The sequence below is a fragment of the Dysosmobacter sp. genome, from assembly GCF_052306735.1.
Lineage (GTDB): Bacteria > Bacillota > Clostridia > Oscillospirales > Oscillospiraceae > Oscillibacter.
Window position 1 is genome coordinate 10,993 of the sequence record NZ_DAWBAJ010000002.1, and the last position, 15,790, is coordinate 26,782.

Genomic DNA, 15,790 nt, shown 5'->3' on the forward strand with positions numbered 1-15,790 from the left:
CCGCCGGGTACCGCCGATGCGCAGCCGGGACAGGGCCCGCAGGATCAGCGTCAGCAGAACCAGCGCCAGAATGATGCCTGCCGCCGTCAGCACCATCAGCACCCCGGGGCTCAGCTCCCGCACGGTTTCCTGGATCTGGGGGATCGCCGGGTTCTCCATCTCCATCTGGTATGCGCCGTCGGTCTCCGGCGCCGGGAGCAGGGAGGCCAGGAACAAGATCAGCTGTCCCAGCAGCCGGCCCAAGGCCTCCAGGGCGGCCTTGAGGCCTGTCCACAGCCGTACCACCCCGGCCCCCGCCGGCGCGGCGGCCACGGACACCAGCAGCCACAGCAGGGCCAATACCCCCACAAAAGCGGCAGCCACCATGGCCCAGCCCCGGCCGTGAAGCTCCCCGCCGCTGCGGCGGAGGATCAGTCCCAGCAGGGAGGCGGCGCAGCCCACGCAGATGGGCAGGCAGTATTCCATGGGCTGTCCGATGGCCGACGTATATCCGGTGAAGATCAGCAGCACCAGAAAGGAGGCGTCCACCGTCAGGATCTGGGCAAAGACGGGAGGGGGCTCCAGGGCCCGCTGCCCCGCCTGGAAGGTGGGGTATACGCATACCAGCACCGTGATGATGGCCATGGCCGCCCCCTGGTAGCCGCCGGTGAGGAAGATGAGCACCAGCAGCGCCGCCAGGGCACCGATGTTGAGCAGGGTCAGGGACATCATGGTGCGCTGGCGCCGGAGGAACAGCCGGTTCACCCCAAAGAGCACCGGGCCGTAGACCGTCAGCACCAGGGGAAAGCAGCCCCCGTTGTCCCCATGGCCCATGGTGATGAACGTGACCAGGGTGCAGAGGATACAGCCTATCCCCACCAGCATGGCGAAGGTGGGCAGGGCGTGGTTTTTGGCTTCATCCATGGGCCTTCTCCTCCTTCAGATGGCAAAGCGGGACCGTCTCAAACTCCCCGTAGGGGGTCGTCTCCCGGTAGGTGAGTACGGAAAGGCAGGTATGATCCAGGTGGTGGAGCAGCGTCTGGGCCGGCAGGGGGGCGGTGTCGTAGGTGATGTAGTAGTACCGTCCCACAGAGGGGCCTGCCTCCAGCAGCGGCCCGGTGTCGAACCGGGAGGCCTGGGGGATGACATTCCCGGCCTCGTCCAGCTTCTCCGGCAGGGGATCATAGGCCGCCAGGGCGCACAGCAGCTCCTCCGTTCCGGCGGTGGCCGCCGGCAGCGTCACCGCCGGGGATGCGCTGCCCTTGCAAAGGCTCAGCCCGCAGCGGACTTTGGCCTGATCCAGCCGCACCAGCTCCGAGGCCAGGATGCTCAGCGTCTCCTCCAGGGCCTCCGGATGGGGCTCCGGGCCGCTGAAGCTCTCCCCGTCCAGCAGGAAATGGACGCTGCGGGGAAGGATGGACTCGTAGACGTTCACCGTCAGGGGCAGCCCCCGGGCCAGCAGCCGCCAGTTGATCTGCCGGGGGGAGTCGGTGGTGAGATAGTCCCGGGTGGAGCGGATGACGGTGGGATCCTCCATGACGCCCCGGGCGCCGGTCTCGGCGTTCCAGAGGTTGCGCAAAAACAGCTCCGGCGACACGTCCGTCAGCCGGGGATAGACCACGAAGCGTCCCTCCCCGGGCCGCAGCAGCGCCCGCTCCCGGCAGGTGAGGCCGAAGCCGTCCCCGGTGCGCAGCCGCCAGCCGTCGGCGTTGTAGACGCCCCGGCACTTAGCCGTCCACCGGCAGGAGATGCGGGTGGTCTCGTACCATAAAAGGGGCCGCAGGCGCATGCCGCCCACCAGCTCTGTGTTGGCCTTCTGTTCCCGCAGGGAGGCCGCTTCCCAGTCGTCGGGGCGGCGGCTGCGCTCCGGCACCAGGCTCAGCCGCTCATCCAGGGGGAAGAACAGCTCCAGCCACACCAGGGGGAAGAATTTGTCGTTTTGCAGCTCCAGCTCCAACGTGGTCTCCTGATCCGGGAAAAGGCAGCGGCTGCCCCCCGTCACCCGCACCTTCACCTGCCGCAGCGCCAGACGGCCCCACAGCCGGGCGGTGCCTGAGAGCAGGAAGATCAGCAGCAGCACCGCCGCCAGGGCGCCCTGGCCGAAAAAGGCCGCCAGCACGCCGCCCAGCAGCTCTCCCGCCAGGGCCGGCAGGGACACCAGATTGCTGGAGTGGGTCAGTATCGGCTTATCCCACATGGCCGGGCATGTCCGCAGCGGGTACCGCCGTCTGAGAGAGCACATCCTCCAGCACGGAGGCGGCGGTGGCGCCGGAGAAGCGGGCCCCGCTCTGGAGCACCAGCCGGTGCTCCAGCACCGGACGGGCCAGGGTTTTGACGTCGTCGGGGGTGACGAAGTCCCGGCCCTCCATGGCTGCCAGGGCCTTGGAGGCCCGGTAGAGGCCCCGGGTGGCCCGGGGGCTGGCTCCCATCACCAGCTGGGGATGGGAGCGGGTGGCCTCCGCCAGGGCCACGATGTACGCTGCCACCGCGTCGGAGACATGGACGGAGGCAATCTGCTTTTGTGCCTGGACCAGCTCTTCGGCGTTGGTGACGGGCTGCACGGTGTCAAAGGGGATGGCGTCCCCCAGGCGCCGCAGCATCTCCACTTCCTCTTCCGGCTGGGGATAGCCCATGCTGATGCGGATGAGGAAGCGGTCCATCTGGGCGGCAGGGAGGCGGAAGGTGCTCTCGGACTCCACGGGGTTCTCCGTTGCCAGTACCAGGAAGGGGGCGGGGAGGGGGTAGCGCTCCCCGTCGATGGAAACCTGCCGTTCCTCCATGGCCTCCAGCAGGGCCGACTGGGTCCGGGGGATGGCACGGTTGATTTCGTCGGCCAGCAGCAGATTGGTCATCACCGGCCCCTGGCGCAGCTGGAAGTCTCCGGTTTTCTGGTTGTAGATCTGCATGCCGATGATGTCGCTGGGCAGCATGTCCGGCACGAACTGGATGCGCCCGGACCGGCAGCCCAGGGCGATGGAGATGGCTTTCACCAGCGTGGTCTTGCCCACCCCCGGCAGATCGTCCAGCAGTACATGGCCGTCGGAGAGCACCGCCACGATGATGAGGCGGATGCGGTCATCCTTGCCCACCACGATTTTCCCGGTTTCCCGCAGGATGTCCTGGGAGAGTTTTTGAATGTCCATAGTCTCGTTGCTCCTTTGCTTGAAAGCCCTCCCCGAGGGCTGGAATCACATGGGATGATTGTAGCGAAATCCACCGTCAAAAGCAAGGCCGCCGGGTTCCGGCCATCGGGGGCCACTGCCGGACTTTCTCCGGCTCAGCGGATTCTTTTTTCAAAGAAAATCGATTACGCATCGTCGTTATGCTATAAAAAATTCATATGTTTTTGTGTGAGTTGTCAAAAAAGGACTTGGGCAGTCAGAAAAACCTTATCCACATCATCCATAGACACCGCCGCTCCTTCGTGGTACTCTATTGGCGCAGTCGAGAGAGGCTGCGGGCACTGCGGATGCAGAGCTCAACTTATTCAATATTCATAATAGAAAGGATGTGTTTCCCATGCGACTGCGTTCTGAAGCTGATATCCGGGAGTTCCTGGATACCGTGAAATCCTGCGAGGGTAGTGTCTATCTGAAGAGCCCCGAGGGAGACATTTTTAATCTGAAGTCTTCCCTGTCCTGCTATGTGGCCGTGGGCCAGCTGATCCAGGAGAAGGGCGATTCCCTGGAGCTGTTTGCGGACCGCCGCGAGGATCGCGCGCTTCTGATGAAGATGGTGGCCGACCTGATGTCCGAGGACACCGAGGAAGCCTGCTGAGAAGGCAACTGAAAACCGCCGTTCCTGTAAGGGAGCGGCGGTTTTTTCGTTTGCCGCCGGACGTTGACGGGGCACGTGCCGCCGATTATAATAAGGAGCAGAACATGAATGCAGAGCAGGAGGAAGCGCCTATGCTGGCCTATACCTATGTAGAACCCGGGAAGTTCCAGCTGCTGGACAAGCCCAAACCCACGCTGCGCCATCCCCGGGACGCCATCGTCAAAGTCACCCTGAGCAGCATCTGCACCAGCGACCTGCACATCCTTCACGGCTCCGTGCCCCGGGCGGTGCCCGGCATTACGGTGGGACACGAGATGGTGGGCGTGGTGGAGCAGGTGGGGGAGGCCGTCACGGCACTTCAACCGGGAGACCGGGTGAGCGTGAACGTGGAGACTTTCTGCGGGGAGTGCTTCTTCTGCCGCCACGGCTGGGTCAACAACTGCACGGATCCCAACGGCGGCTGGGCCCTGGGCTGCCGCATCGACGGCGGCCAGGCGGAATACGTCCGGGTGCCCTACGCCGACCAGGGCCTCACCAAGATCCCCGACGCTGTCACGGACCTGCAGGCTCTGCTGGTGGGGGACGTGCTGGCCACCGGGTACTGGGCTGCCAAGATCTCCGAGATCCATCCGGAGGACACGGTGCTGGTGATCGGTGCCGGCCCAACGGGCATCTGCACCCTCCAGTGCGTCCGGCTGTACGGCCCCCGGCGGATCATCGTCTGTGACAAGGATCCCGCCCGGCTGGAATTTGTCCGGGATCACTACCCGGAAGTCCTCACGGTGGGCCCGGAGCAGGTGGAGGAGCTGGTGCAGGCTTACAGCGCCCACGGCGGCGCCGACGCGGTGCTGGAGGTGGCGGGGAGCCCCGAGACCTTCCGCATGGCCTGGCGGTGCGCCCGGCCCAACGCCATCGTCACGGTGGTGGCTCTCTACGACGGCCCTCAGACGCTGCCTCTGCCGGAGATGTACGGCAAGAACCTGACCTTCAAGACCGGCGGCGTGGATGGGTGCAACTGCGCCGAGACCCTGGCTTTGATCGAGGAAGGGAAGCTGGACACCGTGCCCCTCATCACCCACACCTATCCACTCAGCCGCATTCAGGAGGCCTATGACCTCTTTGCCAACCGGCGGGACGGTGTCATCAAGGTGGCCGTCACCCCGGATCCGTAACAAGTCACATGCAGAAAAGGAGAATCGAATATGCTGGAAGCTGGCATGAAAGCCCCGGATTTTACCCTGTCCGACAAGGACGGAAACCTGGTCCGCCTCTCTGACTTTCTGGGCAGGAAAGTAGTCGTGTACTTTTATCCCAAAGACAACACTCCGGGCTGCACCCGTCAGGCCTGCGCCTTCGCCCAAAGCTACGGGGCCTTCCAGGAGAAAAACACCGTGGTCATCGGGATCAGCAAGGATTCCGTGGCCTCCCACCTGAAATTTGCCCAGAAGTACGACTTGCCCTTTGTGCTCCTCTCCGACCCGGAGCTCCAGGCCATCCAGGCCTACGGCGTCTGGCAGGAGAAGAAGCTTTACGGAAAGGTGAGCATGGGCGTGGTGCGCACCACCTACCTCATCAACGAGGCGGGAGTCATTGAAAAAGTGATGCCCAAGGTGAAGCCGGACACCAATGCGGAAGCAATCTTGGCCTACCTGTCGGAGGCATAAGACAGCATGCGGATCATCATTTCACCGGCAAAAAAGATGAAGGCGGACACGGACACGCTTCCCTGGAAAGACTTGCCCTGCTTTCTTAAGCAAGCAGAAACACTTTACAGTAAATTGCAGGGCATGTCCCGTCAGGAGCTGCAGGCCCTCTGGCAGTGCAGCGATGCCCTCACCGCCCGGAACGCCCGGCAGCTGGAAAGCACGCCAGGTCTGCGCGCGGGACTGACCCCCGCCCTTCTGGCCTATCAGGGCATCCAGTATCAGTACATGGCCCCGGGGGTATTCACCGACGGGGAGTTTGCCTATGTTCAGGAGCACCTGCGGATCCTCTCCGGGCTCTATGGGGTGCTGCGCCCCCTGGACGGGGTGGTACCCTACCGGCTGGAGATGCAGGCAAGGCTGGAAACGGAGTCTGGAAAAGACCTTTACAGCTATTGGGGAAACTTGCTTGCAGACCAACTCTATCGGGAGACGGACTGCGTGGTGAACCTGGCTTCCAAGGAGTACAGCCTCTGCGTCTCCCGGCACCAAAAGCCCGGCACACAGCTCATCACCTGCGTCTTTGGGGAGGAGCTTCGCGGCAAGGTGGTGGAGAAGGGAACCCTTTGCAAAATGGCCCGGGGCGAGATGGTGCGTTACCTGGCCCAGATCCGGGGGGAGGAACCGGAGGCCCTGCGGGGCTTTGACCGTCTGCACTACACCTTTTCGCCGGAGCACTCCGACGAGACGACCTATGTATTTTTGCGGCAGGAAGAGGCGAAGGAGCCCTGACCCAGCCTGGAAAGAGAGAGGAGAGCGCCTATGTCCATGTACGATGAGGAGCTGCAGCGGCTTCACCGGGAGACGGAGCGAAAGCGGCAGCTGGAGGTTATGACAGCGGATCTGCGGGCCCAGAAAGGGCAGCTGACGGAGAAGACCGCGGAACTGGAGCGAAGCAAGCTGGCGGAGCAGGCGGACGTGGACCGGCTGGAGGGCCACAGCCTGGCGGCGTTTTTCTACGGCGTCATCGGCAAAATGGATGAAAAACTCACCAAGGAGCGGGCGGAGGCCTATGCCGCCCGGGTGAAATACGACGCCGCTGCCCGGGAGCTGGCAGCGGTGGAGGAAGATCTGGAGCGCAAGGAGGCGGAGCTTGCCCAGCTGTCGGGCTGCGAGGCGCGCTACCAGGAGACGCTGCGCCGCAAGCAGGAGGCCCTGAAGGAATCCGGCAGCCCCGCCGCCGAGGAGATTTTGCGCCTGGAGCAGCGGATCTCCGGCCTGGAGAGCCAGGAAAAAGAGATCTGGGAGGCTGTCAGCGCCGGACAGGAGGCCCTGGCCACGGCAGACCGGATCCTCCAGAGCCTGGACAGTGCCGACGGCTGGGCTACCTGGGACCTCTTCGGAGGCGGCCTCATTGCCGACCTTGCCAAGCACGATCATCTGGACAATGCCCAGGCGGCGGTGGAGCAGCTGCAGGTGCAGCTGCGGCGCTTCCGGACGGAGCTGGTGGATGTGGGGGATATTCAGGCGGATCTCCACGTCAGCATCGACGGCTTCCTCCGCTTTGCGGACTTTTTCTTCGACGGCCTCTTTGCCGATTGGGCGGTGATGGACCAGATCAGTAAGTCCCAGCAGCAGGTACAAAGCACCCGCGGCCAGATCGCCCAGGTGCTCTCCCGGCTGGAGGAGATGCTGCATAGGGCCCAGGCGGAGCAGTCTGCCGCCCAAACGGAGCTGGACGCCCTGGTGCTGGGGGCGGGCCTCGCCACCTGATATCTTCATAGCACGCAATCACGGAACATTTCGGAGTATTACATGGATTTTTCCCAATTCAAGGCACAATTTTCCCCCAATCTGGATCCCCAGCAGGAGGCGGCGGTCCAGACGGTGGAGGGGCCGGTGCTGCTGCTGGCGGTACCCGGCAGCGGCAAAACCACCGTGCTGGTGACGAGGCTGGGCTATATGCGGTTTGTAACGGGCATCCCCCCGGAGCGCATCCTCACCATGACCTATACGGTGTCCGCCGCCCGGGACATGTCCGCCCGCTTTGCCGCCCTGTTCGGGGAGGAGGAAGCCCGGAAGCTGGAGTTTCGCACCATCAACGGCGTGTGCAGCCGGATCATCCGCCTCTATGAGCGGACTTTCGGCCGCACCGCCTTTTCTGTGCTGGAGGACGGCGGGGAAAAGAGCGCCCTGATGGCCCAGCTCTACCGCACCCAGAGCCGGGACTTTGCCACGGAGAGCACTGTCCGGGCCCTGGAGACCGCCGTCACCTACGCCAAAAACCAGATGCTCTCCGGGGAGGAACTGGCGGCGGTGGAGGCGGAGGGCGTGGACTTCCCGGCCTTTTTCCGCTCCTACAACCAGGCCCTGCGCCAGCGTCAGCGGATGGACTACGACGACCAGATGGTCTACGCCCTGTCCATATTGCGCCGGTACCCGGAGATTTTGGAGACGCTTCAGGACCGCTACCGTTACGTTTGCGTGGACGAGGCCCAGGACACCTCCCGGATCCAGCACACCATCATCCGCATTTTAGCGGGGAAGAGCGGCAACCTCTTCATGGTGGGGGACGAGGACCAGAGCATCTACGGCTTCCGGGCCGCCTGGCCCCAGGCCCTGACGCAGTTCGACGCCGTCTATCCCCACGCCAAGGTGCTGTACATGGAGCAAAATTACCGTTCCAGGGCGCCCATCGTCCAGGCGGCGGACACCTTCATCCAGCGCAATCAAAACCGCCGGCCTAAGCACATGCGTCCCACCCGGGGCAGCGGCCCGGCGGTGCGGGAGATCTCTGTCTACGACCGGCTCAAGCAGTACCGGTATTTGTGCAAGGTGGCGGAGAACTGCACCGCGGAGACCGCCGTGCTCTACCGGGACAACGACAGCGCCCTGCCCCTCATTGACCAGATGGACCGCCAGGGCATCCCGTACCGCTGCCGCCAGGTGGAGAGCCTCTTTTTCACCAACCGGGTGGTGCGGGACATTACGGACATCATCCGTTTTGCCCAGGATCCCACGGACGGGACATTGTTTGAGACCCTCTACTACAAGCTGGGAGCGGGCATCAGCAAAGCCCTGGCCCGGGAGGCCATCGCCTGGGCCCAGCGGGAGGGGGAGACCCTGCTGGGGTACATCGCCGCCTCTCCGGCGGCCTCGCCCTGGACGAAAAAGCAATGCAAAGCCCTTCAGACCCACCTCGCAAACCTTTTGCATGAACCTGCGGACAAGGCTGTCTACCGCATCGTGCATTACATGGGCTACGGCGCCTATCTGGAGGAGCGGGGGGCCGACGCCTCCAAGGCGGATATCCTGGAGGCCCTGGGGGCCCAGGAGCCCAATCCGGAACGCCTTCTGGAGCGGCTGGAGGAGCTCCGGGCAGTGGTACAGCGGGGTTCCACCGACGAGACGTGTCCCTTTGTGCTCTCCACCATCCACTCCAGCAAGGGGCTGGAATATGAGCGGGTGATTTTGATGGATGTGGCCGACGGCCTTTTTCCCAAATCCCTGCCGGATGAGGGGGCAACCGAGGAGGAGCTGGACGCCTATGAGGAGGAGCGGCGGCTGTTCTACGTGGGTATGACCCGGGCCCGGGAGGAGCTCCAGATCGTCACCTTCCGGAAGGTGGGCCTGGAATCCGCGTTTTCCCGGGAAATCTTCCCGCCCAAGACACCGCCCAAGACAGTGCCGGTGACGCCTGCCTCAAAGCCCGTCACGGTGCGGCGGGCGGAGGAGAACCGGATCGCCGCCCAGGCAAAGGACTATATTCCCGGTGCCCGGGTGGTGCACAAGACTTTCGGCCACGGCACGCTGGTCAGCCGCAGCGGAGACATCGCCATCATCGCTCTGGACGACGGGGAGGTCAAGAAGATCGCCGTCTCCACCGCCCTGCGGTCCCGGCAGATGGGTTTGGAGTGAGAAAAAAACGGCAAGGCCCCACGGACTGTGGGCGGCCTTGCCGTTGGCTTTTATTGGCTTTTACTTGTCGAAGGACGGATTCAGATAGTAGACGTTCTTTTCATCCAGCTTATCCTTGGCCAGCCGCAGCCCCTCGCCGAAGCGCTGGAAGTGAACCACTTCCCGCTCCCGCAGGAACTTGATGACGTCGCTGACGTCGGGATCGTCGGACATGCGCAGGATGTTGTCATAGGTGACTCGGGCCTTCTGCTCCGCCGCCAGATCCTCCGTAAGGTCGGCGATGAGATCACCCTTGGCGGCCATGCCGGCGGCGTTCCAGGGGGAGCCGGAGGCGGCGGTGGGGTAGACACCGGCGGTGTGATCCACGAAATAGGCGTCGAAACCGGCGGTTTTGATCTGCTCTTCCGTGAGGTTGCGGGTGAGCTGATGGACGATGGTGCCGATCATCTCCAGATGGCCCAGCTCCTCGGTGCCGATGTCGGTGAGGAGCCCCTTGAGTTCGGGATAGGGCATGGAGTAGCGTTGGGAGAGGTAGCGCAGGGAAGCCCCCAGCTCGCCGTCGGGCCCGCCATACTGCAATAGACTATTACTCAGACAAAAAAAGACGGTAAAAAATGCGCAGGGAATTGTCTTCCTTGGAAAAGATGCAGCGGTCAATGGCTTCGTGGGCGGCGGTGTGCTTCTGCTCCATGGAGGCGCTGGGATCTCGTAATATCTCCAGACAGCGGCTGATTTGCTCCTTCATGAGCAGGTCGGCCGCTTTTTTATCTGCCGGGGCTGAGAGAGACTGGAGGCGCTGGTCGATCTGGGCGGCCCGCTCTTCCAGGGCAGACTTGGCGGCGGCGTAGCTTGTGAGGTCCTCAACGCCGGAGAGATAGGCTTCCCGCAATCGTTCCAGCTTTGCGTCCAGCTGGGAGCGCTGTTCCTTCAGCAGCGCGGATTCGTCCATGGCCTCCGGCCGGGGGCGGACAATGTGATAGGAAATGGGGATCTCCTGCTGCGTGTCCCGCTCCATCAGGGTGAGCAGCATCTCCGTCAGCTTTTCATCTGTAATATGCTGGGTGCTTTTGCAGCGGCCCCGGACGTACCCGTTGCACTTCCAGTAGTGGGGGGAGGCAAAGATCAGTGTGCTGCCGCAGTCGGCACAGCGGATCAGACCGGACATCCATCGCTTATGCTCTGTGACGGGGCGGCCGTGATACTTCCACTGGGCTTTGACAGCAGCCATACGGCGCTGAGCAGCATCCCAGGTCTCCTGTGAGATCAGCGGCTGATGCTGGGCGTCGGCCAGGATGATATTCTCATTGGAGAAGTCCCGGCGGGTTCGGCCCGAGGGGTTCCAGCGCATCTTGCCGATATAGACCGGATTGCGCAGGATATATTCGATGGTGCGGTTTTCAAAGCGGTTTCCCCGGTGGGTCTTGACCCCCATGTCATTGAGCCACTTAGCGATGGGGAAGAGACCTTCGCCGGCAATGAAGCGGTCAAAGATGGATCGGACCAGGGCGGCCTCCTCCGGAACCGGAACCAGCACATTGTTCTCCACCCGGTACCCGAAAGATGGGGTGCTCTGGAGCCCGCCCCGGCGGGCTTTCTCCGTCATGCCGCGCTTGACTTCTTCGGCAAGGTTCAGGGAGTAGTATTCGTCCATGGCCTCGATCATGGCTTCCATGATGATGCTCATTTTATCGTCGGCCAGGGGCTCACTGATGGAGATGACGTCAATGCCCAGCTCCCGGCGGAGCATGGACTTGTAGACGATGCTGTCTTCCCGGTTGCGGGCAAAACGGGAGAACTTCCAGAGAAGGATGGCGTCAAAGGGCCGGGGCTTCTGCTTGGCGGTGCCGATCATGCGGTTGAACTCCGGCCGCTTTTCCGTATGTTTGCCGCTGATGCCCTCATCCAGAAAGATGAACTCATTGGGAAGGACATAGCCATGGGCGGCGGCATACTTGCGGATCTCCACCAGCTGGGCATCCGGGGAGAATTCTACCTGGTCATCGGTGGAGACCCGGATATAAGCGGCGGCAATTTTGGGGAGCGAGTTAGTTGTTGGCAAGAGTATCACCTCCGGAATTGATATGATTGCGCCAACGGTAAGCACGGCGAAAACCAAGGGATTCCGCTTCGGATATTGAGTCGGCATAGCATTCGCCAGGCTGAGTGATTTTTACACGGTCATATTGCTGGTCCATGGGAAGATGGTAGATCTTCTGAAGATCTCCGTTCGCATCTTTTCTGATGTTGCACTTAATTCGGGGATATTCGCAGAAAGGAACATTAGGGAACAACCGAATATTCAGCAGTTCAGCGCAACGTACGGCAACCGGAGAAAAGTCGATAGTGGTTACAAAGGCGCCAATGACATTCTTTTCCGGGTGAGTGTATTGATACTCATATGTGCTGCCAGCCAGTTGAAATACATGGTTTTCATGTATCGTTTTCTCACGGGCCCACCGCTTACACTGGACTAGAACAATCGTCCCTTCTTTTTCCAGAATTAGGTCGCGGCCCATATCTTCTTTGCATTTGATAGCGCCGCTGTAATACACCGAATATCCGGATTTTTCACAGAGGTAGCCAATATATCGCTCGTATTCGATTCCGACATCCCAGGCGCTTTTTGCGCGAGACACATAACGATCCAGAGCGAGCTGATACCGTTCTGTCGTACTAAGGGATTGGTACTCTTCGGGAGAAATCCATTTGCGAAGCATTGTGTTGTCATCACAGGAAGATTCCATTTCGGAAACCGCTTCAAAAGCAGCGGAAGGAGGGAGTTCTTTAAATGAAGTCAGCCAGGGAAAGAGGGATTCATAAAAATTGAGCTGGAACTCATATTCCTTGGACCGGCGGCGCCAGGCAGACAGATCCTGCCTGATGGCCTGCTCCATTCGTTTTGCAGTTGAATGGGCTGGATGAGGTTTGGTTTCCAGATAGTCTGCATATCTGATTTCAAGTGCCTCGAAACAATCAGAATACAATTTTGCGACCCACGGAAACTTTTGGCTTGTCTCATCCAAAATATTTTGAATTCGTTTTTGCTTTTGAGATAGGTGTTCTTTCTCCTGGGCCAATGATGCTTTTTCCGCCAAAAGCTCCTTACGCTGGTCCAATAGTGCAGAAACTTCATTTTTGAGAGGAGAAAGTCCGGATTCATGGAAAAGAAGTCCGGTTTCAACAGCCAGACGAAGCATGTGCTTACATACGCGTTTCCGGATCTGACAATCAGGGCAGCTGCATGAATGAAGTGTTGTTATGTACTCAGAACCATCGGAAGATATAATACGTGCCGAAATATCAAAAGGAGACACGATGGAAAAAGAAGAATTCAAAGCAGAATAAAGGCGATCGTACGTGGAATCGTCACATTGTGCAATAGCCTGAAAAGCGGGTGTGGATTGGAGATATGGCCGTGACGAAACATTCTGAGCAAGAAGCACAGCCCGCTTCCGAACAAGCTCATTCAGGTTTTGACGATCCTTCTCAAATTGCTGCTTTTCGTATTCAAAAGTTTGCTTGGATTTATGAAAGTCTTCCTGTTCCTTCAGCAAATCTTTTCTATTACGAATAAGTTCTGCCTTGGCAGCGTCGTGTTTGGTTTTTCCAGAGAGAAAACAAAAAAATCGCACAAGGAGAGCCAGAAGAATATAGAGGACAACCAGAAAGACTGCAACCTCCAAGAAATTCACCTACTTTTCGCTTGCATAAAAATCCACATAGATCACACGGCCGACTCGTCGGATGCGGTGGGAAATGGGCTGCCGGAAGAAGATGCAGTGTACTTATTGGATTTCAGCATTTGCTTCATCTGCCCACGGATTTCTCCGCGATCCTCAGAATCCAGATTCACGTACATTGTAAAAGCAGATGCCACTTTATCGCCATACAGGCGCGTGATTTCAAGGAAAAGGCCGTCAGCAGTTAAAAGCGCATCAGCGGAAGCAGAGGAAGAAAGCGTGTCCAATTCAGCCATTGATTTTTGATCCGTCCGGCCAAGCAAATAGTCCACGCTTACATGGAAGAAATCCGCAAGACGGATAGTCGTATCATAGTTCGGCTCCCGTTTTCCTGATTCCCAGCCGCCAACAGTAGATTGCGCAATGCCAAAGGCATCCGCAAAAGATTGCTGCGATTTGTAACCGGCGGATTCGCGCAGCTCCCGGATTCTGAATCTGAAAATAATAATCACCTCTTGCGTTTATTTTGGATGAGAAAAATGCCAAATGCAAGGGGCGATTATAATTTTCGAGAAAACAAACGCAAAATGCGTTGACAAACGCAGTTAGCGATGATAGTATAAACGCAGATAGAGTTAAAAGGAGGTGCGCATATGCGTGACTGGCTGGTAGAGATCCGGGGGCCGAAATCCCAATACAAAGTAGCAGAAGAGATCGGGATTGCGCAAAGCACATACGCATCCATCGAAACCGGAAGCAGGAGGCCGTCTGTGGAGATGGCAAAGCGAATTGGCAAAGCCATGGGTTTTGAGTGGACGCGGTTCTATGAGGGAGCATAAGGAATGAATCAAATGAGTATGCCAGTATGGAAATCACCTTCGAGTTCGTCCCGGATAACGAGAAAGGGGACCCACATGAGCATTGAACAACCTATTTATGCAGCGTATCCAAACGTGAAGCCCCTCGAACTGGCGCTGATTGCAGCAGCGGCAGATCAAGGGGCAACGGCGGAAGAGTTTGAATTGGCCTGTCAGCAGATCAAAAGAAAACTCGCCATGAAGGCATCAGGCATTTTGCTTTCGGAACTCAAGCGCGACATGTAGGCCTCCCTCGATGCAGTCAAAGAATTCCTTTTCCTGATCCTTGTAAGAAGAATTTCTGTGTGTCTGATACCACGAGGAAAAATGTGCATTTGCCCAGACAAGGGCAAGGTTTTGCTCAAATGGCGTGTAATATTCGCTCATATAGTCGTAAGGCATAAAATCACCTCCTTTCTACCGGAATTATACAGCGGAGAAATACGAGGTGCAACTGGAGCATAGGACAATCTGCGCCCCACATAGGGTGCTTTCAGGAGGTGAGGGAGTTGCTGCAGGAATTGGTTACGCCCAGCGGATACCACTTCTGGGGAGAGTCGCTGGTGACCATCGACGGGGTGGACTACCCTCTGGACGAGCTGACAAAAGAGCAGCGCAGTTATGTGCTGGCGGTGCGGGACGTGAATGCTCTGAACGCGGCTTACGCCGGGCGGGCGGAGTTCCGGGCAGAGGGACTTCCGGCCTTTGAAGAGGTGTTTCCGGAGATTGCCGCGGAGCGGAAGAAGCGGAAGAAGAACGGCAGAGGGAGATGATTCCATGGAGGACCGCAAAAATGCGCCCGCCGGACAGGGCGGGCGCAGATACATAATAGAAAAAGTGTACTCACACGGGATTGTAGTGCAGAAAAAGTACGTTATTCCTCGACATCGGACCTCTCGTAGGAAATGTGGTGGACCGAAGAGGTAGGACAGACAATGAATTCCAGACCTGGAAACCGCTCCCCGATAAAATCCGTTAGGTCAGCACAAAAAGAGTCCACATTATCGGATTCGTAGAGGTTTTCCGCTGCCAGATAGAAGGAGTCGCCGAAGATCTTCACTGCCGAGAACTCTGAAACCAGCCACTCCCGCACAGGGCGAATGTCCTGAAAGACGCTGGCGGGGTGAAGCTGGACGAACAGATCGCAGGTTCCGTCGTCCGGATGGGAAGAAATGCTCTCAAAAAATAACATGGTGTGTCTCTCCCTTCTGCCGCCAGTATACACCAGGCAGACGCGGCAGTCAAAACGGGAGATCGTTTTCTTTTGCGGTGGGGTACTTATGAAAAAAGCCGAAATGCAGATGAAGTTCCAGCGGCTGCTGGAGCGGCGGCAGGAAGACATGATCCGAGAGATACAGAGCGGGGACCGCACAACGGCGATGATCTACTACGGGCAGATCTGTGGCCTGGCGGACGCCATGCGGGTGGTGGACCTGGTGGACTGGGAACAGTCCACCTATATCCGGGAGCAGGCCATGGCGCTTTACAAAAGAGAATGGAATGGTGAGGAAAATGAAGTGTGCTAGCTACCGGGGGAAAAAGCCTCGCCGTGGTCTGACGCCGGAACAGGCGGCCATCGCGGCGGTGGTAGTCATAGCGTTGGTGCTGCTGCTGACTATGCGGGCAAACAGCAGCTGGACGGGCCTTTCCTGCCGGGAGCAGCTGTATCAGGCGCTGCTGGTGACGGAGGACTGGGAATGAATTTGGGACCTTGTAAGGACTGCCGGGAGCGGTATGTAGGATGCCACGGGCAGGGGCCGGACGGCACCTGGCGGTGCGAAGCCTGGGGCCGGTGGCAGGAGGAGCAGGCCGGGAACCGGGATCGATCCGCCGGAGAGCGCTTTGAGAAGCAGATCCAGCGGGACTACATCTGCGCAAGCAAGGAGCGGTTTCGGAAAATGAAGCAGCGGGGACAGCCTAAACGGAGGTGAAGATC

Annotated in this window: 20 protein-coding genes; 12 read left to right on the forward strand and 8 right to left on the reverse strand. The window is 59.5% G+C overall.

Annotated features, from left to right (window positions below):
- From ACT67G_RS00725 to ACT67G_RS00735, 3 genes are all read right to left on the reverse strand, one after another.
- Positions 1-903: hypothetical protein (locus tag ACT67G_RS00725; RefSeq protein WP_443662641.1), on the reverse strand; the 903-nt coding region annotated here is incomplete at its 3' end.
- Positions 896-2,176, reverse strand: coding sequence for a hypothetical protein (locus ACT67G_RS00730; RefSeq protein WP_443662642.1), 1,281 nt, complete (start codon positions 2,174-2,176; stop codon positions 896-898). The genes ACT67G_RS00730 and ACT67G_RS00725, both read right to left, overlap by 8 nt.
- The gene (locus ACT67G_RS00735) at positions 2,166-3,122 is read right to left on the reverse strand and encodes an AAA family ATPase (protein ID WP_326216343.1); all 957 of its coding nucleotides are present in this window, start codon (positions 3,120-3,122) and stop codon (positions 2,166-2,168) included. The genes ACT67G_RS00730 and ACT67G_RS00735 overlap by 11 nt, the downstream gene beginning before the upstream one ends.
- A gap of 376 nt (positions 3,123-3,498) precedes the next feature.
- Here ACT67G_RS00735 and ACT67G_RS00740 point away from each other — a divergent pair, with 376 nt between their 5' ends.
- The 6 genes from ACT67G_RS00740 to ACT67G_RS00765 all read left to right on the forward strand — a co-directional run bounded on the left by ACT67G_RS00740 (position 3,499) and on the right by ACT67G_RS00765 (position 9,317).
- A complete protein-coding gene (locus ACT67G_RS00740; protein WP_325247587.1) occupies positions 3,499-3,756 on the forward strand; it encodes a hypothetical protein in 258 nt (85 codons plus the stop codon).
- A gap of 131 nt (positions 3,757-3,887) precedes the next feature.
- Positions 3,888-4,928, forward strand: a complete 1,041-nt coding sequence (locus ACT67G_RS00745; RefSeq protein ID WP_443662728.1) for an alcohol dehydrogenase — start codon at positions 3,888-3,890, stop codon at positions 4,926-4,928.
- 30 nt (positions 4,929-4,958) lie between these two features.
- The gene (gene bcp / locus ACT67G_RS00750; protein WP_443662643.1) at positions 4,959-5,420 is read left to right on the forward strand and encodes a thioredoxin-dependent thiol peroxidase; all 462 of its coding nucleotides are present in this window, start codon (positions 4,959-4,961) and stop codon (positions 5,418-5,420) included.
- A gap of 6 nt (positions 5,421-5,426) precedes the next feature.
- Positions 5,427-6,191: a peroxide stress protein YaaA gene (gene yaaA, locus ACT67G_RS00755; RefSeq protein WP_443662644.1), complete on the forward strand. Its 765-nt coding sequence runs from the start codon at positions 5,427-5,429 to the stop codon at positions 6,189-6,191.
- Between the two features lie 30 nt (positions 6,192-6,221).
- The gene (locus tag ACT67G_RS00760; protein WP_443662645.1) at positions 6,222-7,172 is read left to right on the forward strand and encodes a hypothetical protein; all 951 of its coding nucleotides are present in this window, start codon (positions 6,222-6,224) and stop codon (positions 7,170-7,172) included.
- A gap of 42 nt (positions 7,173-7,214) precedes the next feature.
- Positions 7,215-9,317 (forward strand): ATP-dependent helicase, encoded by a 2,103-nt coding sequence (locus tag ACT67G_RS00765; protein WP_443662646.1) that lies wholly within the window; start codon positions 7,215-7,217, stop codon positions 9,315-9,317.
- A 60-nt stretch (positions 9,318-9,377) separates the two neighbouring features.
- On the opposite strand, the gene ACT67G_RS00770 is transcribed toward ACT67G_RS00765, so the two are convergent.
- The 4 genes from ACT67G_RS00770 to ACT67G_RS00785 are packed head-to-tail and all read right to left on the reverse strand — an operon-like array spanning position 9,378 to position 13,509.
- Positions 9,378-9,896: a manganese catalase family protein gene (locus ACT67G_RS00770; RefSeq protein ID WP_443662647.1), complete on the reverse strand. Its 519-nt coding sequence runs from the start codon at positions 9,894-9,896 to the stop codon at positions 9,378-9,380.
- A gap of 7 nt (positions 9,897-9,903) precedes the next feature.
- Complete coding sequence (locus ACT67G_RS00775) at positions 9,904-11,376, reverse strand: recombinase family protein (RefSeq protein WP_443662648.1); 1,473 nt, start codon at positions 11,374-11,376, stop codon at positions 9,904-9,906.
- Positions 11,363-13,000 carry a restriction endonuclease gene (locus tag ACT67G_RS00780; protein WP_443662649.1) on the reverse strand — a complete coding sequence of 546 codons (1,638 nt, stop codon included), beginning with the start codon at positions 12,998-13,000 and terminating at the stop codon, positions 11,363-11,365. Before ACT67G_RS00780 ends, ACT67G_RS00775 begins: the two co-directional genes overlap by 14 nt.
- Positions 13,001-13,041: 41 nt before the next feature.
- Complete coding sequence (locus ACT67G_RS00785) at positions 13,042-13,509, reverse strand: helix-turn-helix domain-containing protein (RefSeq protein WP_443662650.1); 468 nt, start codon at positions 13,507-13,509, stop codon at positions 13,042-13,044.
- Positions 13,510-13,650: 141 nt separating this feature from the next.
- On the opposite strand from ACT67G_RS00785, the gene ACT67G_RS00790 reads away from it, so the two are divergent.
- The 3 genes from ACT67G_RS00790 (at position 13,651) to ACT67G_RS00800 (ending at position 14,627) form a co-directional block, all read left to right on the forward strand.
- Positions 13,651-13,836 carry a helix-turn-helix transcriptional regulator gene (locus tag ACT67G_RS00790; RefSeq protein WP_443662651.1) on the forward strand — a complete coding sequence of 62 codons (186 nt, stop codon included), beginning with the start codon at positions 13,651-13,653 and terminating at the stop codon, positions 13,834-13,836.
- Between the two features lie 75 nt (positions 13,837-13,911).
- Entirely contained in the window at positions 13,912-14,100 is a 189-nt protein-coding gene (locus tag ACT67G_RS00795; protein ID WP_443662652.1) for a hypothetical protein, read from the forward strand.
- Between the two features lie 263 nt (positions 14,101-14,363).
- Positions 14,364-14,627, forward strand: a complete 264-nt coding sequence (locus ACT67G_RS00800) for a hypothetical protein (RefSeq protein ID WP_443662653.1) — start codon at positions 14,364-14,366, stop codon at positions 14,625-14,627.
- 101 nt (positions 14,628-14,728) lie between these two features.
- Here the strand turns inward: ACT67G_RS00800 and ACT67G_RS00805 are convergent, their stop codons facing one another.
- Positions 14,729-15,046 carry a hypothetical protein gene (locus ACT67G_RS00805; protein WP_443662654.1) on the reverse strand — a complete coding sequence of 106 codons (318 nt, stop codon included), beginning with the start codon at positions 15,044-15,046 and terminating at the stop codon, positions 14,729-14,731.
- An 88-nt stretch (positions 15,047-15,134) separates the two neighbouring features.
- On the opposite strand from ACT67G_RS00805, the gene ACT67G_RS00810 reads away from it, so the two are divergent.
- The 3 genes from ACT67G_RS00810 to ACT67G_RS00820 are packed head-to-tail and all read left to right on the forward strand — an operon-like array spanning position 15,135 to position 15,785.
- Positions 15,135-15,380 (forward strand): hypothetical protein, encoded by a 246-nt coding sequence (locus ACT67G_RS00810; RefSeq protein WP_443662655.1) that lies wholly within the window; start codon positions 15,135-15,137, stop codon positions 15,378-15,380.
- Positions 15,367-15,555 (forward strand): hypothetical protein, encoded by a 189-nt coding sequence (locus ACT67G_RS00815; RefSeq protein WP_443662656.1) that lies wholly within the window; start codon positions 15,367-15,369, stop codon positions 15,553-15,555. The genes ACT67G_RS00810 and ACT67G_RS00815 overlap by 14 nt, the downstream gene beginning before the upstream one ends.
- Positions 15,552-15,785, forward strand: coding sequence for a hypothetical protein (locus ACT67G_RS00820; RefSeq protein WP_443662657.1), 234 nt, complete (start codon positions 15,552-15,554; stop codon positions 15,783-15,785). The genes ACT67G_RS00815 and ACT67G_RS00820 overlap by 4 nt, the downstream gene beginning before the upstream one ends.
- Positions 15,786-15,790 lie beyond the last annotated feature (5 nt).